At 57.7% G+C, this 22,288-nt stretch carries 30 protein-coding genes; 18 read left to right on the forward strand and 12 right to left on the reverse strand.

What is annotated here, in order from left to right:
• Window positions 1-921 carry an adenosylcobinamide-phosphate synthase CbiB gene (cbiB, locus tag AC2FJE_RS10150; protein WP_282169920.1) on the reverse strand — a complete coding sequence of 307 codons (921 nt, stop codon included), beginning with the start codon at window positions 919-921 and terminating at the stop codon, window positions 1-3.
• Window positions 918-1,883 (reverse strand): threonine-phosphate decarboxylase CobD, encoded by a 966-nt coding sequence (cobD, locus tag AC2FJE_RS10155; protein WP_496723306.1) that lies wholly within the window; start codon window positions 1,881-1,883, stop codon window positions 918-920. The genes cbiB and cobD overlap by 4 nt, the downstream gene beginning before the upstream one ends.
• A gap of 182 nt (window positions 1,884-2,065) precedes the next feature.
• Between cobD and AC2FJE_RS10160 the strand changes: the two genes are divergently transcribed.
• Entirely contained in the window at window positions 2,066-2,428 is a 363-nt protein-coding gene (locus tag AC2FJE_RS10160) for a response regulator transcription factor (RefSeq protein ID WP_108861296.1), read from the forward strand.
• Here AC2FJE_RS10160 and AC2FJE_RS10165 read toward each other — a convergent pair.
• Window positions 2,410-3,399, reverse strand: coding sequence for a glutathione S-transferase family protein (locus AC2FJE_RS10165; RefSeq protein ID WP_496755555.1), 990 nt, complete (start codon window positions 3,397-3,399; stop codon window positions 2,410-2,412). The genes AC2FJE_RS10160 and AC2FJE_RS10165 overlap by 19 nt on opposite strands.
• Before the next feature lie 215 nt (window positions 3,400-3,614).
• On the opposite strand from AC2FJE_RS10165, the gene AC2FJE_RS10170 reads away from it, so the two are divergent.
• Window positions 3,615-3,968 carry a hypothetical protein gene (locus tag AC2FJE_RS10170; protein WP_109312266.1) on the forward strand — a complete coding sequence of 118 codons (354 nt, stop codon included), beginning with the start codon at window positions 3,615-3,617 and terminating at the stop codon, window positions 3,966-3,968.
• A 36-nt stretch (window positions 3,969-4,004) separates the two neighbouring features.
• Here AC2FJE_RS10170 and AC2FJE_RS10175 read toward each other — a convergent pair whose 3' ends face one another.
• Window positions 4,005-5,177, reverse strand: a complete 1,173-nt coding sequence (locus AC2FJE_RS10175) for a MalY/PatB family protein (protein WP_108861293.1) — start codon at window positions 5,175-5,177, stop codon at window positions 4,005-4,007.
• A gap of 94 nt (window positions 5,178-5,271) precedes the next feature.
• Between AC2FJE_RS10175 and def (AC2FJE_RS10180) the strand changes: the two genes are divergently transcribed.
• From def (AC2FJE_RS10180) to AC2FJE_RS10200, 5 genes are read left to right on the forward strand one after another with little or no spacing between them, the layout of a single operon-like run.
• Window positions 5,272-5,790, forward strand: coding sequence for a peptide deformylase (def, locus tag AC2FJE_RS10180; RefSeq protein ID WP_058278958.1), 519 nt, complete (start codon window positions 5,272-5,274; stop codon window positions 5,788-5,790).
• On the forward strand, window positions 5,787-6,281 hold the full coding sequence (gene def / locus AC2FJE_RS10185; RefSeq protein WP_496755554.1) for a peptide deformylase: 495 nt from the start codon (window positions 5,787-5,789) through the stop codon (window positions 6,279-6,281). Before def (AC2FJE_RS10180) ends, def (AC2FJE_RS10185) begins: the two co-directional genes overlap by 4 nt.
• 2 nt (window positions 6,282-6,283) lie before the next feature.
• Window positions 6,284-7,189: a methionyl-tRNA formyltransferase gene (gene fmt / locus AC2FJE_RS10190; RefSeq protein ID WP_282120845.1), complete on the forward strand. Its 906-nt coding sequence runs from the start codon at window positions 6,284-6,286 to the stop codon at window positions 7,187-7,189.
• A gap of 14 nt (window positions 7,190-7,203) precedes the next feature.
• Complete coding sequence (locus tag AC2FJE_RS10195) at window positions 7,204-7,458, forward strand: hypothetical protein (protein ID WP_282120846.1); 255 nt, start codon at window positions 7,204-7,206, stop codon at window positions 7,456-7,458.
• Window position 7,459: 1 nt separating this feature from the next.
• Entirely contained in the window at window positions 7,460-7,696 is a 237-nt protein-coding gene (locus AC2FJE_RS10200; RefSeq protein WP_496755553.1) for a GlsB/YeaQ/YmgE family stress response membrane protein, read from the forward strand.
• 6 nt (window positions 7,697-7,702) lie between these two features.
• On the opposite strand, the gene AC2FJE_RS10205 is transcribed toward AC2FJE_RS10200, so the two are convergent.
• From AC2FJE_RS10205 to AC2FJE_RS10235, 7 genes are all read right to left on the reverse strand, one after another.
• Window positions 7,703-8,305 carry a COG3904 family protein gene (locus AC2FJE_RS10205; RefSeq protein ID WP_472724362.1) on the reverse strand — a complete coding sequence of 201 codons (603 nt, stop codon included), beginning with the start codon at window positions 8,303-8,305 and terminating at the stop codon, window positions 7,703-7,705.
• Window positions 8,306-8,359: 54 nt separating this feature from the next.
• Complete coding sequence (locus AC2FJE_RS10210) at window positions 8,360-8,983, reverse strand: trimeric intracellular cation channel family protein (protein WP_058273289.1); 624 nt, start codon at window positions 8,981-8,983, stop codon at window positions 8,360-8,362.
• Entirely contained in the window at window positions 8,980-9,447 is a 468-nt protein-coding gene (gene rnhA, locus AC2FJE_RS10215) for a ribonuclease HI (RefSeq protein ID WP_496760915.1), read from the reverse strand. The genes AC2FJE_RS10210 and rnhA overlap by 4 nt, the downstream gene beginning before the upstream one ends.
• Window positions 9,440-10,027 (reverse strand): class I SAM-dependent methyltransferase, encoded by a 588-nt coding sequence (locus tag AC2FJE_RS10220; protein ID WP_496755552.1) that lies wholly within the window; start codon window positions 10,025-10,027, stop codon window positions 9,440-9,442. Before AC2FJE_RS10220 ends, rnhA begins: the two co-directional genes overlap by 8 nt.
• On the reverse strand, window positions 10,024-10,476 hold the full coding sequence (locus tag AC2FJE_RS10225; protein ID WP_496723284.1) for a DUF3429 domain-containing protein: 453 nt from the start codon (window positions 10,474-10,476) through the stop codon (window positions 10,024-10,026). The genes AC2FJE_RS10220 and AC2FJE_RS10225 overlap by 4 nt, the downstream gene beginning before the upstream one ends.
• The gene (gene ispH, locus AC2FJE_RS10230) at window positions 10,473-11,423 is read right to left on the reverse strand and encodes a 4-hydroxy-3-methylbut-2-enyl diphosphate reductase (RefSeq protein ID WP_496755551.1); all 951 of its coding nucleotides are present in this window, start codon (window positions 11,421-11,423) and stop codon (window positions 10,473-10,475) included. Before ispH ends, AC2FJE_RS10225 begins: the two co-directional genes overlap by 4 nt.
• Window positions 11,424-11,616: 193 nt before the next feature.
• Window positions 11,617-12,189: a LabA-like NYN domain-containing protein gene (locus AC2FJE_RS10235; RefSeq protein WP_058278950.1), complete on the reverse strand. Its 573-nt coding sequence runs from the start codon at window positions 12,187-12,189 to the stop codon at window positions 11,617-11,619.
• A 153-nt stretch (window positions 12,190-12,342) separates the two neighbouring features.
• On the opposite strand from AC2FJE_RS10235, the gene folK reads away from it, so the two are divergent.
• The 11 genes from folK (at window position 12,343) to AC2FJE_RS10290 (ending at window position 20,751) form a co-directional block, all read left to right on the forward strand.
• Window positions 12,343-12,900: a 2-amino-4-hydroxy-6-hydroxymethyldihydropteridine diphosphokinase gene (gene folK, locus AC2FJE_RS10240; RefSeq protein WP_496760916.1), complete on the forward strand. Its 558-nt coding sequence runs from the start codon at window positions 12,343-12,345 to the stop codon at window positions 12,898-12,900.
• Window positions 12,901-12,994: 94 nt separating this feature from the next.
• Window positions 12,995-13,348, forward strand: coding sequence for a DNA-directed RNA polymerase subunit omega (gene rpoZ, locus AC2FJE_RS10245; protein WP_010437681.1), 354 nt, complete (start codon window positions 12,995-12,997; stop codon window positions 13,346-13,348).
• A gap of 26 nt (window positions 13,349-13,374) precedes the next feature.
• Window positions 13,375-15,507, forward strand: coding sequence for a RelA/SpoT family protein (locus tag AC2FJE_RS10250; RefSeq protein WP_496755550.1), 2,133 nt, complete (start codon window positions 13,375-13,377; stop codon window positions 15,505-15,507).
• Window positions 15,508-15,523: 16 nt separating this feature from the next.
• The gene (locus tag AC2FJE_RS10255) at window positions 15,524-16,222 is read left to right on the forward strand and encodes a DUF2062 domain-containing protein (RefSeq protein WP_058273282.1); all 699 of its coding nucleotides are present in this window, start codon (window positions 15,524-15,526) and stop codon (window positions 16,220-16,222) included.
• Window positions 16,215-16,961: a pyridoxine 5'-phosphate synthase gene (locus tag AC2FJE_RS10260; protein ID WP_496760917.1), complete on the forward strand. Its 747-nt coding sequence runs from the start codon at window positions 16,215-16,217 to the stop codon at window positions 16,959-16,961. The genes AC2FJE_RS10255 and AC2FJE_RS10260 overlap by 8 nt, the downstream gene beginning before the upstream one ends.
• Window positions 16,958-17,581: a LysE family translocator gene (locus AC2FJE_RS10265; protein ID WP_496755548.1), complete on the forward strand. Its 624-nt coding sequence runs from the start codon at window positions 16,958-16,960 to the stop codon at window positions 17,579-17,581. The genes AC2FJE_RS10260 and AC2FJE_RS10265 overlap by 4 nt, the downstream gene beginning before the upstream one ends.
• A gap of 13 nt (window positions 17,582-17,594) precedes the next feature.
• Window positions 17,595-18,131, forward strand: coding sequence for a hypothetical protein (locus AC2FJE_RS10270; RefSeq protein WP_472724356.1), 537 nt, complete (start codon window positions 17,595-17,597; stop codon window positions 18,129-18,131).
• Window positions 18,128-18,547 (forward strand): holo-ACP synthase, encoded by a 420-nt coding sequence (gene acpS, locus AC2FJE_RS10275; protein WP_472724355.1) that lies wholly within the window; start codon window positions 18,128-18,130, stop codon window positions 18,545-18,547. Before AC2FJE_RS10270 ends, acpS begins: the two co-directional genes overlap by 4 nt.
• Before the next feature lie 57 nt (window positions 18,548-18,604).
• A complete protein-coding gene (gene lepB, locus AC2FJE_RS10280) occupies window positions 18,605-19,444 on the forward strand; it encodes a signal peptidase I (protein ID WP_109312281.1) in 840 nt (279 codons plus the stop codon).
• Window positions 19,441-20,118, forward strand: a complete 678-nt coding sequence (rnc, locus tag AC2FJE_RS10285) for a ribonuclease III (RefSeq protein WP_058273658.1) — start codon at window positions 19,441-19,443, stop codon at window positions 20,116-20,118. Before lepB ends, rnc begins: the two co-directional genes overlap by 4 nt.
• 156 nt (window positions 20,119-20,274) lie before the next feature.
• Window positions 20,275-20,751, forward strand: a complete 477-nt coding sequence (locus tag AC2FJE_RS10290; RefSeq protein WP_282169908.1) for a hypothetical protein — start codon at window positions 20,275-20,277, stop codon at window positions 20,749-20,751.
• Between the two features lie 29 nt (window positions 20,752-20,780).
• On the opposite strand, the gene AC2FJE_RS10295 is transcribed toward AC2FJE_RS10290, so the two are convergent.
• Entirely contained in the window at window positions 20,781-22,157 is a 1,377-nt protein-coding gene (locus AC2FJE_RS10295) for a multicopper oxidase family protein (RefSeq protein WP_496760918.1), read from the reverse strand.
• Window positions 22,158-22,288 lie beyond the last annotated feature (131 nt).

The raw sequence follows: 22,288 nt of genomic DNA on the forward strand, positions 1-22,288 counted from the left end.
TCAGAAAATAAAGCTGACCCCAACCCACACCGACACGAGGCCCAGCGCAAGCCCCCAAACCCGCCAAAGCATGTCACATGCGCGGAAAATCTCCGGCGCGCCGATGTTACGTGGCGCATCACCGTTGACCCAGGCCAGATCGCAGACCTGTCCGTCATAGCTGCGCGGCCCGGCAAGGGCGACGTTTAAGGCGCGCGCCATCGCGGCCTCGGGCCAACCGGCGTTGGGTGAGATATGGCGACGTGCATCCGCGACCATTTCTGGCCAGCGCGCCCATTGACCGGATAGCGCCACGATCATCACGCAGGTCAGACGGGCGGGAATGAGGTTCAACAAATCGTCCAGACGCGCCGCGGCCCAGCCGAAGTCGCGGTACTTTTCCGACCGGTAGCCGATCATGCTATCGGCAGTGTTGACCGCCTTGTAGATCAGCAACCCCGGCAGGCCCGCGACCAGAAACCAAAACGCGGGCGCAATTACGCCGTCGCTGAGATTTTCTGCAGCGCTTTCAATAGCGGATCGCGCGACCTGCGCGTCGGTCATGTCCCGCGTATCGCGCGAAACGATCATGGCGACTTTGGCGCGGCCCTCGGTTAAGGAGGAGCGAAGCCCGTCACCGACATCGCGCACATGGGTCACCAGTGACTTCTGTGCCAGCAGAATTGCGGCAAGGACGATTTCGATCACCGGCCCAAACAAGGTCAGCGTGCGGCCCAGAATCACTGCGCCAAAGATCAGCAGCAGCACGATGGCCACGCCTTTCAAGCGCCTATTCGTTCCGCGGTTCAGGCGCAGGTCCAACCAGCCGATGACAGTGCCGATCATCACTGCCGGATGACGAATGCGCGACCAGATCCAATCTGGCTCTCCAAGCGCCGCGTCCAGACACATGGCGCAAACCAGCAGAAAAGCCGTGCTCACAACGCGGCCTCAAGCTGACGCCATCCGTCTGCAGGCGGCAAGCCAAGGCGCAGATAAGTGTTTGAGTAGGGGAATATGCGGCTCCAGATATGGGCGCGGGCCAGCTTGGCCTGCCAAGCGGCGGCATCGTCGACGTCATAAAGGCGGAACAACGTGGTGCCGCCGACCAGTTTTGCCCCCTTGCCGGTCATGATCCGGTCTAGCTGTTCTGTCGCTGCCGCCAACTGCTGACGGGTTGCTTTGGCCCAGTCCGTGTCCCGCAGCGCCCGTTCCCCGATCCGAAGGGCAGGGCCAGAGACAGACCACGGCCCGGTCAAATCGTTCAGCTTTGAGATCAAATCAGGGCGGCCAATTGCAAATCCCAGACGTAGCCCGGCCAAACCCCAGAACTTGCCGAAACTTTTCAACACGATCACACTTGGCTGCTCGGCCAGATGAATTAGGGATGCGTCAGGGCAAACGTCACAAAAACTCTCATCAATCACGGTTAGCGGGGCATCGGCGTTCTGTTCGGACCAGATACGTCCATCCGGATTATTCGGGTGCACAAGGACGCGCGCCTCGGCTGGACCGTTCGATTCAACTGTCCAACCCTGCGCGGCGAAAGCTGCCGCGTGTTCGTTGTAGGTAGGTGCTGTGATCTGAACCCGACCCGTCGCAGCAAGCGCAGGCATGCGGGCGATTACTGCTGATGCTCCGGGCGCGGGCAGAATCGCGGCACCATCTGGAACAGACCAGAACTGGCGTGCTGCGGCAGACAGCCGTTCAAACGCACCGTGATCCGGCAGCGCGGCCCAATCCGACGGGGTCAGTCCCGACACCGGATACGGGTGTGGGTTGATGCCGGTGGACAGGTCCAGCCAATTGTCGCGTGCCCCGCCGAACCGGGCGATAGCGCCGTCCAGCCCGCCGCCATGGTCGCGCACGGCACGGGGGTTCAAATCTGCGTTTGGGCTTGCCATCGGTGTTCTCGTCGGAATTGCGTGTTTCCGGTGCTTCAAGCGGATTTTTGCCGCTTACACAAGCAAATCCGCGTGATCGGCCCGGTTGACCGGCACCGTTAACACTTTGTTAAGGAATAAGCGTGATCACAAACCACGGGGGTCGGCACCGCACACTCTACCAAGTGCCGAGGTTGTTGCAAATGAATGTACTGATTGTTGAGAGTAACCCCGACCTTGGTCGGGTCTGGAAAAGACATCTGGAACGGCAAGGCGCCGAAGTGACGCTTGTTGCCGGGCAAGAGGCTGCGATCCTTGCGTTGTATGGCACGGATTTCGATATCATCGTGTTGGATCTGGTGCTGGAAAATGGCAGTGCGTTGGCAGTGGCTGATTTCGCCAGCTATCGCCGCCCCGAGGCGCGAGTGATCTTTGTTACCAACACCACCTTTTTTTCAGACGGTTCGATCTTTGCCCACAGTCCAAACGCGTGCGCTTATGTGCAAAGCGGCACGCCGCCAGAAGATCTGGCGGCGATGGTTGAACATTACGCGGCGGGCCGCTGACCACGCCCGTGCGGTTCCATGTAGTCCAAAACCGGGTTGGTCGGGATGATCCGATGCGGATTGATGCTTTCGTGGCTATAGTGATAGTGGCGCACGATGTGGTGCATGTTCACCGTCGAAGCGACGCCCGGCCATTGATACAGCTCGCGCGTATGAGCCCACAGGTTGGGGTAATCGATCAGTCGCCGCCGGTTGCATTTGAAATGCAGATGATAGACGGGATCGAACCGGATCAGCGTCGTGAACAACCGCCAGTCAGCCTCAGTCAGGCGATCCCCCATCAGATAACGTTTTGAAGCCAAACGATCCTCTAACCAGTCCAGCGTTTCAAACAGCGGGTCCACGGCGGCGTCATAAGCTTGTTGGCTGGTGGCAAAGCCGGATTTGTAGACGCCGTTGTTGACGTTGGAATAGATGCGCGCATTCACCTCTTCGATCTCATCGCGCATCGCTTCGGGCCAATAATCGTCGGCGTTGCCGGTAATCCCGTCAAAGGCCGAGTTGAACATGCGGATGATTTCCGAGCTTTCGTTCGAAACGATCGTCTGCTGTTTCTTGTCCCACAGGATCGGCACTGTGACACGACCCGAATATGTCGGGTCGGCCTTGGTGTAAATCTGGTGAGCAAAGCCCAGACCGTACAGTGTGTCCCCGGTTGCGCCGTAGTCATCAGTCTCGAAGGTCCAGCCTTTGTCCAGCATGTCGGGATGTACCACCGAGACTGAGACGTGCTTGTTCAAACCTTTCAGTTCCCTGAAGATCAGAGTGCGGTGCGCCCATGGACAGGCCAGGCTGACATAGAGGTGGTAGCGGTCGGTTTCAGCGTTGAAGCCACCCTTGCCCGATGGTCCGGCGCTGCCATCTGCCGTCAGCCAATTGCGAAACTGCGCGGCGCTGCGTTTGAACGCGCCGCCCGTGGATTTGGTGTCATACCAAGTGTCGTGCCATTTACCGTCGACCAACAGGCCCATTGCTCATGCCCTCCGAAAAGCGTTTGCGCCAAACATAGGCGGGTACATGGGGCGTTCCTATGCGAGGGCGCGCGCATCCTTCCTGCGCATACGCACAGGAAGGATTGGGATTTCTGTGCAACAAATTGAAATCCCGGCGCTGACTGTGATCAGGTTCACTGGATTTTTACAATTTGCGCCTCACAATAGAATACACTGCCGGGGGAGATATTATTATGAGTACTTATGTTTCAAAGGAAATTACTGCCGAATTGGATGCGGCGCGAATCGCAGGATTGAAAAAGATCAGCCGCCTTCGTGTCGATATTGGCGACAATACCTACAAGATTCTTCGATTGTGGAAAGACGGATTTACAGTTGAGGCCGAAACCACGCCTCAACTGCGCGGGCTTGTGGATATCTATGATGGTGTCAGTCACTTGTACCAATGCCTAATCATCGCGGATGAGGATGAAGCAGGCGAAATGCGGTACGAGTTTAAACGCAGCACGGCCGCAGCCGACAAGGCTCCGCTGGATTTCTACCGCGCGCCGGACGCGCCGATTGCGTTGCTTGGGCACAAGGATTGAGGGCAGGGCCAACGACATCGCCGTTGGCCGCCTCGTTCACTGCAAATCAGCAAATGCATGCTTTAGCCGGGCGCATGCCTCTTCGACCCGTGCACGCTGAGTGGCCAAGTTAAACCGTTCGAAGGTCTCACCACCTGCGCCGAAACCGGGGCCTGAGGACGTTGCGATTTTGGCATCTTCGCGCAGGCGGCGGACAAACTCTTCATGGGTCATGCCGGTTCCTGAGAATTCTACCCAAGCCAGATAAGTAGCCTGCAATGGCATGGACCACAGACCAGGGATCTCGGCGATTGCTGCGTCAAAGACCTGGCAGTTGCCCGCAAGATGCGCGACCTGCTCGTCAACCCATGCCGCACCCTCGGGCGAATAGGCGGCAGTTATCATCGCCACGCCCAACGCGCTGGGGTCATAGTCCAGCGTCTGAATGCGGTGCCGCATGGCCGCGCGCAGTTTGGGGTCCGGAATGATCATGTTACCGGTGCGTTGACCGGCGATGTTAAATGTCTTGGACGCCGCAGTCAGGGTCACGGTCCACGGCCGCGCATCCGGCGCAGCCACATCCATCGGCACGAACGTATTGCCAGGATAAACCAGATCGTGGTGGATCTCATCCGAGACCAAAATCAACCCATTACGTTCGGCGAATGCGGCCACGGCACGCAGTTCATCCGGTGTCCACACCCGGCCCGAGGGGTTTTGCGGCGAGCACCACAGCAACAGCTTTTCCGACCCGTCCAGACGCGACTGAGCGTCGTCCAGATCCAGGCCATAGGTTTCGCCTTGGCGAACTAGCGGGCACTCGACAACGCGACGTCCCGATTTGTTCACCTTGTGGGCAAACTCATGGTAGACGGGGCTGAAGATGACGACGCCGTCGCCGGGTTCGCTCCAGACATCCAGAGACAGGGCGATCGCATTGCCTAACCCCTGTGAAGTCAGCACCCAATCGGTGTCGATGTCCCAGCTATGGCGGTTCTTCATCCACCACTGAATCGATGCCAGATATTCCGGGTGAATCCACGAATACCCAAAGACCCCATGGTCAGCCGCTTTGCGAACCGCATCAATTACGCAAGGCGCTGTTGGGTAATCGGAATCTGCCGTCCACATGGCCAGCCCGTCCTGCGGGGGCACACCGTAGATTTGCTCCATCTTATCCCATTTTGAACTGTTGGTTCCCCGGCGGTCGATCAGGTCGTTGAAAGTCATGTCTGCTCCATCTGTCCGGACGAAAGCTAGCTACAATTCCAGCGGGTGCAAGGGGGGCGTTGCGGTGCAGTGCGGGATGGCCTAAATCAACCCCATGAAACGTAATATCCTGATCCATCCCGACCCCCGCCTGAAAAAGGTCTGCGCGCCTGTGGCAGATATCAGCGACGAGCTGCGCAAGCTGGCCGACGACATGCTGGAGACGATGTATGACGCGCCTGGCGTTGGTCTGGCCGCGCCTCAGATCGGCGTGCTGGATCGGTTGATCGTGTTGGACTGCATTAAGGAAGAGGGCGAAGCCCCGCGTCCGTTGATCATGTTCAACCCCGAGGTTATCGCCTCGTCCGATGAGACCAATGTCTACGAGGAAGGTTGCCTGTCGATCCCCGAGCAATTCGCCGAAGTCACGCGCCCCAAAGTGGTTGATGTCACGTGGATTGACCAGGATGGGAACTTGCAACAGGAAACATTCGACGGCCTGTGGGCGACCTGTGTTCAGCATGAGATCGACCATTTGAACGGCAAGCTGTTCATCGACTATCTCAAGCCGCTGAAACGGCAGATGATCACGCGGAAGATGCAGAAACTAAAGCGCGAGCAGGCCCGCGCATGACCGCTCGCACCTGCCTGCCATGGCCCGATAAACGCCTGCGCACCAAGGCGGAGGACGTCGCCGAGATCACCGATGAAATCCGTGCCATCTGGGACGACATGATCGACACGATGGAAGCGATGCCCGGTGTTGGCCTTGCCGCGCCGCAGATCGGCGTGATGTTGCGACTGGCTGTGGTGGACGGCTCGGCTGAACGCGGTAAGGCTGTGCGTCTGGCCAACCCGGAAATCCTGCACAGCTCAATCGAATTGCGCGAACATGATGAGGCCAGCCCGAACCTGCCTGGTGTTTCGGCCAAGGTGAAGCGCCCGCGCGCAGTGACGGTCAAGTTTCTGAATGAGCAGGGCATGGTGGATCGCCGCGATTTTGTCGGGATCGAAGCCACAAGCGTACAGCACCAGATCGACCATCTGAACGGGAAGATGTATTTCGACCAGCTCAGCAAAGTCAAACGGGACATGCTGCTGCGCAAAGCCAAAAAGCTGGGGTAGAGATGCGCGTTGTATTCATGGGTACGCCCGACTTTTCGGTTCCGGTTCTGGATGCGCTGGTCGAAGCTGGGCATGATATCGTCGCCGTGTATTGCCAGCCCCCGCGCCCGGCTGGTCGGGGCAAAAAGGACAGACCGACACCGGTTCACGCACGGGCCGAAGCGTTAGGCCTGACTGTCCGCCATCCGGTGTCTCTGAAATCGTCAGATGAACAGGATGCCTTTGCTGCACTGAACGCAGATGTGGCTGTGGTGGTCGCTTATGGCCTGATCCTACCGCAGCCCATTCTGGACGCGCCTGCCCAGGGATGTCTGAATATCCATGCCAGCCTGTTGCCGCGTTGGCGCGGGGCGGCCCCGATCCATCGGGCCATCATGTCCGGTGATGCGCAAACCGGTATCTGCATCATGCAGATGGAGGCCGGTCTGGACACAGGCCCGGTTCTTATGCGCGAAGCAACCGATATCGGCATCGAGGAAACCACCGACCAGTTGCATGACCGGCTGTCGATAATGGGCTCCAAACTGATCGTTGAGGCTTTGCATGACCTGCCGGATCTGACGCCCGAGCCGCAGCCCGAGGTCGGTGTGACCTATGCCGCCAAGATCGACAAATCAGAGGCACGGATTGACTGGTCCCGGCCCGCAGCCGAGGTGGACCGGCAGATCCGCGGTCTGTCCCCGTTCCCAGGTGCCTGGACCGAGATTGACGGAGACCGCGTGAAACTACTGGCGTCGCGTCTGGCCGAGGGGCAGGGCGTACCCGGCGAAGCTCTGGACGATGCCTTGACAGTAGCTTGCGGCGAGGGTGCCGTTGATCTGTTGCGCCTGCAACGGGCGGGCAAAGGCGCACAGGATAAGGAAACCTTTCTGCGGGGCTGGCCTGTGGCCAAGGGAAGTCGGATTTAGAAGGAATAACAGACTTGTACATGACTTTGATGGGGACGGTGTTAATCGCAGCCGTCGTTGGAAGCCTCGCGGAGAAAACCGGGTTTACCCGAAACGGCTATCTGCAATCTATCATCATTTGTATCGGCGGTGCCTTTCTGTTTTTCTTTGCTCAGATCATGTTTGGCAGGATGTTCGGGTTTAGCCTTGCTTTTGGGTCCCCGGGATTGAACGCTATTGTGTCATCCGTCGGCGCGCTGATCATCGTGCCGACTCATTGGAGGAAGTGACATGCCTGTCATCGCCCTGATCGTCATCGGAGCCGCCGCAGGGTTCCTAGCCACCCGTTTAATGCGGATCGAGGCCAACATTCCCACAACCATGTTGATTGGCATCGTTGGTGCACTGGTTGGCGGATTTCTGTTGCGGGCTTTGATCACCTTGGCAGGATGGTTGTCCGGTTTTGTGGGTGCCGTTCTGGGGGCTCTGCTGGTGATCTGGATCTGGCAGACCTATCTACGACGTTGAGCGGGGCTACCGCTCGTCGCAAATCACTGTTGATCCCAACGATTTGGAATTGCGCGTCGCCATATTGAAGCGATTGGCTTCCTCTGCTGACATCCAGTGCATTTCGTCCTCGGACGCTGCATCAAGCGTGAACCAATAAAAGGCCGGGTCGACACCAATATCATTGAAATAGTCGAGATAGCGATCGTGCTCGGGGTGGTTTTCGGGCAGGTTGGCAGCCACATATCCGCCGCCGCCCCAGCTATGAACCCCGACACATGCGCCAGGTTCCAGAGTGCGACGATTGCCTGCCAGGAACAGATCGGTGCCACCAGAGGCGACCAAGCCGTTTGAGGGCACCACAGTATCGAACCCTTCGTCTCGCACAACGCGGCTGAAAACGACATTTGCATCATCATCGACCGAGCCTTCGATGTTCTGCAGTACAAGTGTCTTAATCTCGGGATTGGCCGCAGTGATTTCTTCAAAAGCGCTGAGTGTCGTGTGATCAATAGCCCCCGAAGCAACGATTTCGTCGCCCTGTACAACGAAGCTGACCGCGTCGTATCGCTCTGCACACGCACCCAGAAGAGCTAGTGAGGCGACAAAAATGGGGAAAGTGAATTTCATTTCAGTTCTCATTTCTGTGGCACAGGAAATGCAGATCGAACATTTTGCACCCATTTATTGCCGCGGCGGGCGCGCCTTGTAAACCGGAAGCCGCCAGCCAAACACCAATGATCCCGCCCGCAATGCCCAGCAGATCAACGCACATGCGGCCAGTGTGGCCAGCTCGTCGAAACCAAGTCGGGTCGCAATCACAGCGGCAAAAGCCCCGGCAAACGCGCAAGAGACGTAGAGCTCACCCTGTTTCAGGACCAGTGGCACTTCGTTGCAGACCACGTCCCGCATTAAGCCGCCAAGGCAGCCCGTTGTGACGCCCATCAGCACAACGATCACACCGGATTGGTTCAGCGACAAGGCTGCGCCAGCACCTGCTGCTGCGGCAATCGACAGGGCGAAACTGTCCAGCCAGACCAGCAAGTTGTATCGGCTTTCCACCAAATGAGCAGTAAAAAACACAACCACGGCAGCCGCTGTGGCGATCAGGATATAGTCCGGTTGACCAACCCAAAACACCGGGTGCCGGTCCAGCAGCAGGTCGCGGACGGTTCCGCCGCCCACAGCAGTCAGGCAGGCCATAAAGGCAAAACCCACCAAATCCAGCTGTGCCCGGCTAGCCACCAATGCACCCGTCAGGGCAAAAACCAGAACTGAGGCATAGTCGAGCAGTGCCAGACCGCTCACGTTTGCGCCTTTTTGGGTTTGAACGGGGCCATGCCCGCGCGGGCCAGCTCGTCGGCTTTTTCGTTTTCGGGATGGCCAGCATGGCCCTTGATCCATTCCCAGGTCACGTCATGGCGCGCCTGCGCCTCGTCCAGTCGCTGCCACAGATCGACATTCTTGACCGGCTTCTTGTTCGAGGTTTTCCAGCCGTTGCGCTTCCAGCCGAAAATCCAGCCGGTGACGCCATTCTTCACATAGGCGCTGTCGGTTACCACGGTGATCTTCGAGGCCCGCTCCAGCGTTTCCAGCGCGCTGATCGCTGCCAGCAATTCCATGCGATTGTTGGTGGTTTCAGCCTCGCCGCCGTTCAGCTCGCGCTCTTTCAGGACTTTTTCGCCGTCCATCGCGCGCATCAGCACGCCCCAGCCCCCCGGGCCAGGATTGCCCGAACAGGCACCATCGGTATAGGCAAACAACTCAGGCATGGGCGATCACCAGAATAAAGCCGTCATAAGACCCGGCCAGACCTTTGCCGACTCCGGTTGTAATCCGGTCAATTGTGAACCCTGCCTCGGCCAGCGCCTCTTCGATCTCGGTCTGTGAGAAATAGGTGTAATAGCGATCAATGTCGTCACGGTGTTCACCGGTTCCCAGTTTCAGACCAAGGAAAAAGATACCCTCGGGCTTCAATGCCCGGTGGATGGCCGCCAAATGGCGCGGGAAATCCTTGCGCGGTGCATGCAGCAGCGAAAAGCTGGCATAGATGCCGTCAAACGTGGCCGTATCGGTCACATCGTCAAATGTACCGACATGCGCATCTACGCCATTTTCGCGGGCGTGTTCCACAAAGGCCGGCGTCGCATCCAATGCCCGAACCCGCAGCCCCTCACGCAGGAAAAACATGCTATCCGCCCCAGGGCCTGAGCCGAGGTCCAGCACATAGCCACCCGGCGCAACCGCTTCGGCAAAGGCCATACGCGCTTCGATCTGTTCGGGCGGCAATGGGACGCTCAGGTATTCGGCAACACGCGAGGTGTAGGCGTCAATTGTCTTGCGATCGGTCACAGGTACACTCCTACGGCAAGGCATATCAGGACGATGGCTGTCAGCAGAACGCGCAGCCTCAGCCACCATGTCGGGGTCAGTCGCCAATATGCAAATATCGCGTCCAGCATCAGCAAACCGGCGAAGCCGTACATCAGGTTGATGCCCGCCTCGACGGGTCCACCGCCGGTCATGAAAAACGCCCAAAGCGCCGGGAGGACCGACAGCACATAGCACGTCGCTGCCTTACTGCCCGAGGTCTTGGTGGCGAACCCCCACAGAACACCGGACATAAAACTTAAGATCACTGAGCCGTAGAACAGTTGAATATACGGCCCGACGAACCGCGACCCAAGCTCTTGCCTGCCCCAATCCTGCAAATCGCCGTTCAAGGAGGTCAGCGCGCCCCAAATGAACGGGATCAGCCCCGCCAGCGCCAGAACCAACGGCGCCCTGGGGACGCCTCTCATGCGGTTTGCCTCAGGACGCGAGGCACTTTGAATTCGACATTTTCGACGGCAGTTTCGACCAGTTCAACCGTTACGTCATAGTGGGTGTCGAAAGCGTCAATCACCTCATTCACCAGCACTTCGGGTGCTGACGCGCCTGCGGTAATGGCGATGGTTGAGATGCCTTCCAGCGCCCGCCAGTCGATATCGTGGGCGCGCTGCACCAATTGCGCATAGTTGCACCCGGCGCGCGCAGCAACCTCGACCAGCCGACGTGAGTTCGACGAGTTCGGTGCGCCCACAACCAGCAAAGCATCCGACTTCGGAGCCACGGCCTTAACGGCCTCTTGCCGGTTCGTGGTGGCGTAGCAAATGTCTTCTTTATGCGGGCCAACGATGGCCGGGAACCGGGTTTCGAGGGCCGCGATAATGTCCTTGGTGTCATCCACCGAAAGCGTCGTCTGGGTGACAAATGCCAGCTTTTCCGGATTGCGCACCTGAACCGAGGCCACGTCATCGACGGTTTCAACCAGCAGCACTTCGCCGTCAGGCAATTGGCCCATGGTGCCGATGGTTTCTGGATGGCCCTTGTGCCCGATCATGATCATCTGCAATCCGGCTTCAGCATGGCGCTGCGCCTCGACATGAACCTTGGAGACAAGCGGGCAGGTGGCATCGACGTAGATCATTTCCCGCTGGGCTGCTGATGCTGGGACGGATTTTGGGACGCCGTGGGCTGAAAAGATCACGGGTCGGTCGTTAGGACACTCGTCCAGCTCTTCGACAAAAACGGCCCCCTTGGCGCGCAGACCATCGACGACAAATTTGTTGTGCACGATTTCATGCCGCACATAGACCGGAGCCCCCCATTTCTGCAGCGCCATTTCAACGATCTTGATCGCTCGGTCGACACCGGCGCAGAACCCGCGCGGCGCGGCGAGGTATAGGGTAAGGGGCGGCTTGGTCATGTCTTGGTCTCCATAGGCCACAGGTAAGTCTTTTCCCGGCTATGGTCTAGACAGGACATTGTCATTGATCTGACATGAATCACTGCTAGCCAGCAGGTGTTTCAGTACCTGCTTTTAGTTAAAGAAGCGCGGCCAGGTTGGTACAGCCTGACCGCGCTAATTTCTTCCCCCGGGCTTGGTGAGTGGCCGGGTCTTACTGTCCACCCGCAGCAACGCTGCGTGGCTCCATGGGCATTTCACGCGGAGGTCGCCCGATCACGTCGCGCAGGTCTTCAAGTTCGATGAAGTTGTCAGCCTGGCGGCGTAGCTCGTCCGAGATCATCGGTGGCTGGCTGCGGATGGTCGAAACCACCGAAACGCGCACGCCCTGACGCTGCAGGCTGGCAATCAGCGGGCGAAAATCCCCATCGCCCGAAAACAGCACAATATGATCGACCCGCGGTGCCAGTTCCATGGCGTCGACTGTCAGTTCGATATCCATGTTACCTTTGACTTTCCGACGCCCCATGCTGTCGGTGTATTCCTTCGCCGGTTTTGTCACCATGGTGAAGCCGTTGTAATGCAGCCAGTCAACCAAGGGGCGGATCGGGGAATACTCATCGTTTTCCAATAGCGCCGTATAGTAAAAAGCCCGAAGCATCTTGCCGCGGCGCATAAACTCCTGGCGCAGCAATTTGTAGTCGATGTCAAACCCCAGTGCTTTTGCGGCCGCATAAAGATTCGAGCCGTCGATGAACAGCGCTAGCCGTTCGTCTTTATAGAACATAAATAGGTCCTTCCGGTACAATACAGGACGCCGTGGTGTTACGTGAGTGGGTATTTGGAAATATGCGGCGCGCTGATCTTCTATAATTAGGCCATTTCGGTCGTATCGCAAGCATGCAATTCGCCGAATATAGTGAATGGAACGTACAAATCTATGTCAAAAGCGGTTATTGCGCTGGGCGCAAATCTCAAATTGAGAGGTATTGGCCCCAAGGTGACACTTCAAAGCGCACTTGACGCGATGTTGCGTCAAAGAGTGGTGATTCGTGCCGTCAGCCGTTTTTTTGAGACCCCGTGCTTCCCGGCAGGTGCCGGGCCCGACTATATTAACGCGGCTGCAGTGATCGAAACGGACAGGACACCAGCCGATTTGTTGCACCTGCTTCACCAGATTGAGCATCAGTTTGGCCGCGAAAGGGTGCAGCGATGGGGTATGCGAACGCTGGATCTTGATCTGGTGTGCTATGATGATTTGGTTCTGCCGGATCGCACCGTATATGACAGCTGGCTGACCCTGCCAGCACAGGAACAGACGCAAAAGGCGCCGGACCGGCTGATTATTCCACATCCGCGCCTACAGGATCGTGCCTTCGTCCTTGTTCCGATGGCGGACGTCGCCCCGGATTGGCGGCATCCGGTGCTGGGCCGGACGGTAACCGAAATGCTGGCAGACCTGCCCGCAGCGGATATTGTGGCAGTCACGGCTGTGTGAACGGTGCATTTGCAGCATTTCTTGCTTGTCAAGGCGGGGATTCGCCCTTAGATAAACCTCTTCCTGACATGGATTCAGTAACGGAGAGCGCCCCATGGCCCGCGTGACGGTTGAAGATTGCGTAGACAAGGTTCCTAACCGGTTTGAACTGGTGATGCTTGCCGCCCATCGTGCGCGCGAGATTTCTGCTGGCGGCCCTATCACCGTCGACCGTGACAATGACAAGAATCCCGTCGTGTCGCTGCGCGAGATTGCGGACGAAACTCAAAGCGCGGATGAACTGCGCGAGCGCCTGATCGAGGCCAACCAGACCCAGATTGAGGTTGACGAGCCGGAAGAAGATCAGATGGCTCTGCTGATGGGTGCGGAGTCGGACAAACCTGCCGATGACGATATGTCGGAAGAGAAGCTGCTGCGCGCTCTGATGGAGGCTCAAGGCCAGGGGTAATCCCCAAAGAAAAAGGTGCGGACCGGATGATTTCTGCAGACGACCTGATTGCGCTGGTCCGCAACTACAACCCCAAGACTAATGCTGACCGCATCGCCCGAGCATATGAGTTCGGAAAGCAGATGCATGACGGTCAGTTTCGCCATTCAGGCGAACCCTATTTCACGCATCCTGTTGCCGTGGCCGCCATCCTGACCGAACAGCGTCTTGATGATGCGACGATCATTACGGCGTTGCTGCATGACACGATCGAAGACACCAAGGCCAATTATGGCAAAGTGTCCGAACTGTTCGGGGAAGAGGTTGCTAAGCTGGTCGATGGCGTCACCAAGCTGACCAACCTGCAGCTGTCCAGCCGCGAGACCAAACAGGCCGAGAATTTCCGCAAGCTGTTCATGGCCATGTCCAAGGATCTGCGGGTTATTCTGGTCAAGCTCGCTGACCGTTTGCACAACATGCGCACTATCAAGGCAATGCGCCCGGAAAAGCAGGTGCAGAAGGCACGCGAGACGATGGATATTTATGCGCCGCTCGCGGGTCGCATGGGTATGCAGTGGATGCGCGAAGAGCTTGAGGATCTTGCTTTCCGCGTTCTGAATTCCGAAGGTCGTCAGTCGATCATTCGCCGCTTTATCACCTTGCAACGTGAAACCGGCGACGTGATTCACCGGATCACCGGCGACATGCGGCACGAGCTGGAAAAGGCGGGCATCGAAGCCGAAGTGTTTGGTCGCGCCAAAAAGCCTTATTCGATCTGGCGTAAGATGCAGGAAAAGGATCAGGGCTTTTCGCGCCTGTCCGACATCTACGGCTTTCGCATCATTACCCGGTCCGAGGAAGATTGTTACCGGACGCTAGGTGCGATCCACCAGCGCTGGCGCGCGGTGCCGGGTCGGTTCAAGGATTATATTTCGCAGCCGAAATCGAACGGTTATCGCTCGATCCACACAACAGTTTCCGGCCGCGACGGGAAACGGGTCGAGGTTCAGATCCGCACCCGTCAGATGCATGATGTGGCAGAAACCGGCGTTGCAGCGCATTGGTCGTACCGCGACGGTGTCCGCTCGGAAAACCCATTTGCCGTTGATCCGGCCAAGTGGATTGCGAACCTGACTGAACAGTTCGACAGTGAGGAAGATCACGAAGATTTCCTCGAAGCGGTCAAACTGGAAATGTACTCGGACCAGGTGTTTTGCTTCACGCCCAAGGGCGATGTTGTCAAGCTGCCGCGCGGGGCTACGCCGATTGATTTCGCCTATGCGATCCATACGCGCATTGGACATGCCTGTGTTGGCGCCAAGGTGGACGGCATCCGTGTGCCACTGTGGACGCGGATCAAGAATGGTCAGTCGGTGGATGTAATTACCGCTGACGGCCAGACGCCTCAGGTAACGTGGCTTGAGATTGCGGTGACCGGCAAGGCCCGGACCGCCATTCGGCGTGCGCTGCGCGAGGTCGACCGCGAGCGGTTCATCAAGCTGGGCAAGGAACTTGCGCGTTCCGGTTTCGAACATGTCGGTCGAAAGGCAACCGACAAGACGCTGGATACCGCGGCGAAACACCTGCGCCTGAAGGATCGTCACGAATTGTTAGCGCGTCTCGGCAGCGCCGAGCTGACGGCGCATGATGTGGTCAGCGCCGTTTACCCTGAACTGACCCAAGATGACGGTGATGCCATTTCTCCGCGCCGCGCGGTGATCGGTCTTGAACCCGGCCAGAAATTCGATCGCGCGCCCTGTTGTCAGCCTTTGCCCGGCGAACGCATCGTCGGCATTACCTATCGTGGCAAGGGCGTTGTGGTGCACGCAATCGATTGCGACCGCCTGTCCGAGTTCGAAAGCGAACCAGATCGCTGGGTTGATCTGCACTGGCATTCTGGCACGCACCCGGCCGTTCATGGTGCGACGCTGGACGTCACGATTGGCAATGATGCTGGGGTGCTGGGCCGCATTTGTACGTTGATAGGCGAGAAAAAGGCCAATATTTCGAACCTGGAATTCGTCGACCGCAAACCGGATTTTTACCGCCTTCTAGTCAGTGTCGAATTGCGTGACCTGGAACAGTTGCATTCGCTGATGCTGATGCTTGAGGCCGAAAGCGACGTTGCCGCGGTCGAACGCTATAGGGACAGGACCAAAACCGCAGTAGCGGCTGGCTGAGAAGGGGTGATCAGGAGTGGTATTTAAGCGCCGAGACCGACGCTCGCCTGTCCAGATCGCGTCTGAATTCGTCTATCCCCGTGGTGGATGGACGCGGGCCTTTCACTACGTCAAGCATCGTGTTCGTAGGCTACCGGATTCCCCCGAGCGCATTGCGCGTGGCATCGGTGCAGGCGTCTTTGCCTCATTCACTCCGTTCTACGGATTGCATTTTCTGGTCGCTGCTGTGGTGGCACGCTTGCTGAACGGCAATATTCTGGCGGCACTGAGTGGAACATTCTTTGGCAACCCACTCACCTATGTGCCGATCGGTGTGGTTTGCCTGCAGACCGGGCATTTCCTGCTGGGAACCAAGTTCCACAAAGGCGACACGCATGGTCTGATGGGCAAGTTCACAGATGCAATGGGTGATCTGAAGAACAACTTTATTGCCATGTTCACCGACCGTGTCGCGGACTGGCATGGGCTCAGCATCTTCTATAACGAGGTGTTCTTTCCCTACATGATTGGCGGCGTTCTTCCGGGCATCTTGGCGGGTGTAATTTGCTCCTATCTCAGCTTGCCGCTGATCCGCACCTATCAGCAGCGCCGTCGCGACAAGATCAAGGCAAAGTTTGACGAAATCAAACGCTTGGCCGAAACTAAGCCTGCCGTTCCATTGATGAATGCCCTAGGTTCAGACCAGGGCCTTAAGAAGGATTCGAGCGATGTCTGACAACCACTTGCGTCTTGGCGTAAATATCGACCACGTGGCCACGGTTCGCAACGCGCGGGGCGGGGCCTATCCTGATCCGCTGCGTGCCGCCAAGCTGGCGGAAGAGGCCGGGGCTGACGGCATTACCGCGCATCTGCGCGAAGACCGTCGCCATATCTCGGACGCTGATATCGATGGCCTGATGGAGGTCCTGTCGGTGCCGTTAAACTTTGAGATGGCCGCGACGCCCGAGATGCAGAAAATTGCCTTGCGGCATAAGCCGCATGCCGTTTGCATCGTCCCTGAAAAGCGCGAAGAACGCACCACCGAAGGCGGGCTGGAAGTCGCGCGCGAGGAAAACAAGTTGGCTCATTTTGTCGCTCCGCTGCGCGATGCCGGTTGTCGTGTGTCGATCTTTATTGCTGCTGATCAGCGCCAGATCGAGGCGGCGCATCGTATCGGCGCCGAAGTGATCGAGCTGCACACCGGTGCATATTGCGATGCCATGGCCGAAGGCCACGACGACAAAGCCAACAGTGAGTTGGAAGCCCTGCGTGAAATGTCCGCTTTTGCCCATTCACTGGGCCTTGAGGTGCACGCGGGCCACGGCCTGACCTATGACACCGTACAACCGATCGCGGCGTTCCCAGAAGTGCGCGAGCTGAATATCGGGCACTTCCTTATTGGCGAGGCGATCTTTCGCGGCCTCACGCCTGCCATGGCCGAGATGCGGCGCCTAATGGATGAGGCGCGCGAATGATCACCCCCGGTTTTGTTGTCATCTGGTTTGCCTGGCTGATGGCCGGTGGCTCTCCGGGGCCTGCAACAATGGGGATTGCTGGAACGGCAATGAACGAAGGTCGCCGCGCTGGCCTGGTGTTTGCCTTGGGTATTTGCGCTGGTTCTGCCGCTTGGGGCGTCGCCGCCGCGCTGGGTTTATCGGCGATCATGCTGGCCAATGTTTGGGTATTCGAGGTCATCCGCTATGTAGGGGTGGCCTATCTGGCCTGGCTGGCGATCAAGGCGCTGCGCCGGGCGATGACGTCTGATGAGGTTGCTATGGGCAACCCTGTCACCGGCTCTTTTCGCACAATCTTTGCCAAGGGCGCGGCCATTCACCTGACCAACCCCAAGGCGATCCTGAGTTGGGGGTCGATCTATGCCATCGTCGCCCCGAATAATGCCAGCCTTTCGATGTTGTTGGGCTATTTCGCCATGCTTTATGCAGGATCTTTGCTGATCTTCATCGGCTACGCCTTTCTCTTCTCTTCCGAGCGTATGGTGCGCGCCTACAGCCGCGCCCGCCGCTGGTTCGATTTTGCGTTTTCTGGGTTCTTTGGAGTGGCGAGTTACAAGATTTTGACGGTGCGGTTGGGGTGAAAGAGGCATTCGCGTGAACTTTAACATACTCAGATTTACATGGGTATTTTCGGCAGCGTTCGTCTGTATTCTGGTTCTTTTCTTCATTGAAGCAGTTGTGCGTGTCTTATTGGTAGATCACGGATCGCTGGGGGCTTCTCCAAGTATCTTTATGTATCTGTATTTAATTGCGAATTTATCCGAGAAAATTTGGATCAGCGTCCTAGACTATTTTCATTTGTTCGAACTCGCTGCGTTTGGCTTGGCCGCATATGTGGAAGGTTCCCACTACGCAAAGAAGCAATCAGAGTGGCCCAAAGGGATTCATCTTTTGACTGCGAGTACCGCGATGGCGGTTATGGGTTTGGTGATCGCCCTGGTACTATCGTCGCTCGTTGTCGTGGCCATTGGTGAAAGTATCCCTTTCGACTCACTACTAGTAGATCCGATGGATGCGTACTATTTGGCAGTCGCGATTGTAGTCTGCACCATTACCTGCCGCGCTTTATTGGGCCGCGGGTTACGAGAAATGCGCAGACCTGAGCTCAATGTATTAAGTGAGAACCTATGATCCTCGGCATCGGCACGGACCTTGCAAATATCGACCGCATTCAGGGCACACTCGACCGGTTTGGCGACCGGTTTCGCAATCGTGTCTTCACCGAAACCGAACAGAGCAAAGCGGAACGTCGTGCTGATGTCGCCGGAACCTACGCCAAACGCTGGGCCGCAAAAGAGGCGTGCTCAAAGGCGCTGGGCACGGGGCTGGCTATGGGCATCGCCTGGAAGGATATGTCGGTGACTAATCTGCGCACCGGTCAGCCAGTGATGCATGTGACGGGGTGGGCGGCGGATCGGCTGAAAGAGATGACGCCCGAAGGGTATGAGGCCATTATCCACGTCACCCTGACCGACGATCACCCCTGGGCACAGGCATTCGTGGTGATCGAGGCGCGTCCGCTTCACGATGGCCCCGTGCAGCCTTGACTTGCCCTTAACTGACCCGCATGTAGCACCCCAACGAATAATCGACCGGAGAGCAGTATGGCCGAGGAAGCCAAAACAGGTAACGCCGTGTGGGAGACGATCAAAACCATCGTCTATGCCCTGCTGATCGCGGGCGTCTTCCGCACGATCCTGTTTCAGCCGTTCTGGATTCCGTCGGGCTCGATGAAGCCCACCTTGTTGATCGGGGATTTCCTTTTCGTCAACAAAATGTCTTACGGTTATTCTTACGCGTCCTGTCCCAGCCTGATCATCCCAAGCGTCGGCCTGAATGTTGACGCCGAAGACCTCTGCGGCTGGATGCAAAGCGATGAAAACACCCGTATCTGGGGTGGTGACCCCGAACGCGGTGACGTCATTGTTTTCCGCCACCCAGTCAGCGGTCGTGATTATATCAAACGTCTGATTGGTCTGCCCGGGGACCGCATTCAGGTGCGGGACGGTCAGATCATTCTGAACGGTGCGCCCGTACAACAAGAACCTGATGGTGTGTTCACCGAAGTCGCCGAACCACAAGGTTCGCAAGGTTTGCGCCCACGCTGCGAAAACGGTCCTGTCGGCTTTGGCGGTGTCTGCGAAAAATCGCGTATGATCGAAACTTTGCCAAACGGTGTGTCTTACGAAGTGCTGAACATCGGCAATCAGGCGGCTGACAATACCGGCATCTACACAGTTCCCGAAGGGCACTACTTCTTCATGGGGGACAACCGCGACAACTCCAGCGATAGCCGCGTGCCGCAATCCGCAGGTGGCGTTGGCTATGTGCCTTACGAAGACCTGATCGGGCGGGCTGATCGCATCCTGTTCTCATCCGCTGGCCGGTCAATGCTGTTCTTCTGGACATGGCGCGGGGATCGCTTCTTTAAGGCGGTCAATTGAAGCTTTCGACCGAGATAAAGGCGTTCCAGCAGCGTCTGGGGTACGAATTTTCGAACCCTGAACTGCTGGTGCGCGCACTGACCCATGGATCGGTCTCGTCCTCGACACGACCTGATAATCAGCGGTTGGAGTTTCTGGGCGATCGGGTTCTGGGCCTTGTCATGGCAACCGCCTTGCTGGAGGCCGACAAAAAAGCATCCGAAGGACAGTTGGCCCCTCGGTTCAACGCGTTGGTCCGCAAAGAGGCCTGCGCCGATGTGGCTCGGCAAATCGATCTTGGCGTGGTGCTGAAACTGGGTCGGTCCGAGATGCTGTCAGGCGGGCGCCGCAAACAGGCCCTGCTGGGTGATGCGATGGAGGCTGTGATCGCCGCAATCTATCGCGATGCCGGTTTCGAGGCTGCGCGCGACGTCATTCTGCGACTGTGGGGGGATCGCGTCCACAACGTTGAAGCGGATGCGCGCGACGCCAAAACCTCGCTGCAGGAATGGGCGCAGGCGCGCGGGCAAAAACCGCCGGCTTACGTCGAGGTCAAACGTAGCGGCCCGGATCACGCCCCGGTGTTTACCATTGCGGCTCGGTTGCAGGACGGAACCGAAGCGCAAGCAACGGCAGGGTCGAAACGTCAGGCTGAACAAGCCGCCGCAAAGGCGCTGCTGGATCAGTTGAAATAGCAACCCTCGACAGCCCGAACATGTCACAATTCTCAATCTAACTTGAGGCCTATGGCAGACCTCGGGTCGCGGGCGTATCTGAACATCATCCGCTTTGGCGCATGTCTAAGAACAAGCGAGCAAAGCGAAACAGATACAATGATTTGAGGCATTCAAATGCAAAGCGCAAAACTGACCACAGTGAATATCGGCTTTTTGTTCATCGCCGGTTTTATCGCCACGATCGCCTTCGATTTCTGGGGGCAGGTTGTCAGCCCCGGCATCGGCTGGGCCAATCTTTCACCGGAAGGGCTGGCCCAGAGCCTGTTGTCCAGTCTCGGCCTGCCCAGCAATGCGTTTCTGGGCTTTTTCGTGCATTTCTATCTTGTGGGCCTGATAGCCTATCCGCTGGGGTGGTTTCTGATCTTCAAACCGGTATGGGTTAAGGTACTTGGCCCCGTTCATATGTTTGTGGCCTCGGCGATTTACGGGTTTGGTCTCTGGGTTTTTGCTTTGGGTGGTATCACGACCTTGTCCGGTCTGCCGACCTTCTTGAACTTCTCGGCGATCACTTGGGTCGCACTAATCGGGCATGTTCTTTACGGGATCGTCATGGTTGCCGTCTTGCGCTTGATTGAGCGCCAGAACGCATGAAATGCCTTGGGGGGCGTCTAGCACGCCCCTCAGACCACGCGGATAAATCCAGTCAGCCCGGTCTTTTGGTGCTCGATGACATGACAGTGGAACGCCCAGTCGCCCGGGTTATCAGCGACCAGCGCGATCTCCGCGACCTCGTCTTTTAGCAACAGCATCGTGTCGGTCATCAGAGGCGGCAGTTGGCGCAGGTTCGACCGTATCGGCACAAAAGCCAACCCGTGCAGGTGGATCGGGTGCAAGTTAGGAGATTCATTTCGCAGCCGAAGGACATAGCTTTTGCCCATTTCCAGCGTTGCCAAAGGCCCAACATCCTGCGCCGCGTCACCGGGCCATGGTTTGCGGTTGATAGACCAGAAGTTATACCCCAGCGAGCCGCAGAACCCGTTGTTGGGTTCACCACCTTCGGGGGTCCAGCCAAAAACAAACTCGTGCAGCTCGGAATTGGTCAGATCGGGTTTCGCGACCGGGTTGACGGGCAGAGGGCGCAACTCTTGCAGGTCCCGTGACGCTGATGATCCGATTGCGCGCAGCTGTGCCATAGGTCTGTGCGGTTGACCGGGCAATTTTGCCATCAGCGCAACGCTGCGCCCCTCTTCGCCGGGCATTGCTACCGCAAAATCCACCCGCTGACCGGGCCCGACAAGAAGTGGCTCATCAGTGTTGGGCATCGGGATGTTAATCTCAAGCGGATGGCCATCCCACGCGATAATCCGTGCATCGCCGCCCTCAACATGCAGTTTGTAGATACGCGTTGTGTCGGTATTTACGACTCGCAGTCGCACCAGACTGCCTGCGGCGTGATCGTAGACAGCACCCTGCACCCAGTTGGCGGTGTGGACATTGCCAAAGGTCCCGGCCCGTGCGGCGCCGCGCTGGGTATAGGCGGGCAGGAACGCGCCATCTTCATCCAACCGAAAATCGCGCAGGTTGATCACCTGTTCGCTGTCAAATCCGGAGTCTTGGGGTTCTGTAATCACCATGACGCCCGTCAAACCGTGGGCCATCTGCTCCATCGTCATGCAATGTGGATGATACCAGTAGGTGCCTGCATCGGGCGGAGTGAATTCATAGTTAAAGACCTCTCCTTCACCCAATGGCATTTGGGTCAGGTAAGGGACGCCGTCCATATTGTTCGCGATCCGCATCCCGTGCCAGTGCATTGCCGTGTATTCCGACAGCGTATTGCGCACGGGTAACCGCATCACTTCCCCTTGCTTGCCATACAATACCGGCGGCGGTGCGTTAGGGGACAGGCTGACCATTCCGGTCGTCACCGTATCCCGCAGGGCAAAGCTTGCTGGTTGAATGGTTAACTCCGGCGTCCCCTGCGCCAACCCGAAACCGCCCAGACCCAGCGCGCCGGCAGCGGCCCCGCTGCCCAAAAGAAACTCGCGACGTTTCATGTCTTGCCTCATTTTCCGATGGTCGCCTGGCTGGAATTGGCACGGCTTGGATTAGGCGTGCCACCGATTTTGCATGACCGCAATGCGACAAATCCCTCTGGCCCGCGCGGCCTTTCTGCTATAGGGGTGCG

The organism is Ruegeria sp. CDSC002 (genome assembly GCF_059610905.1).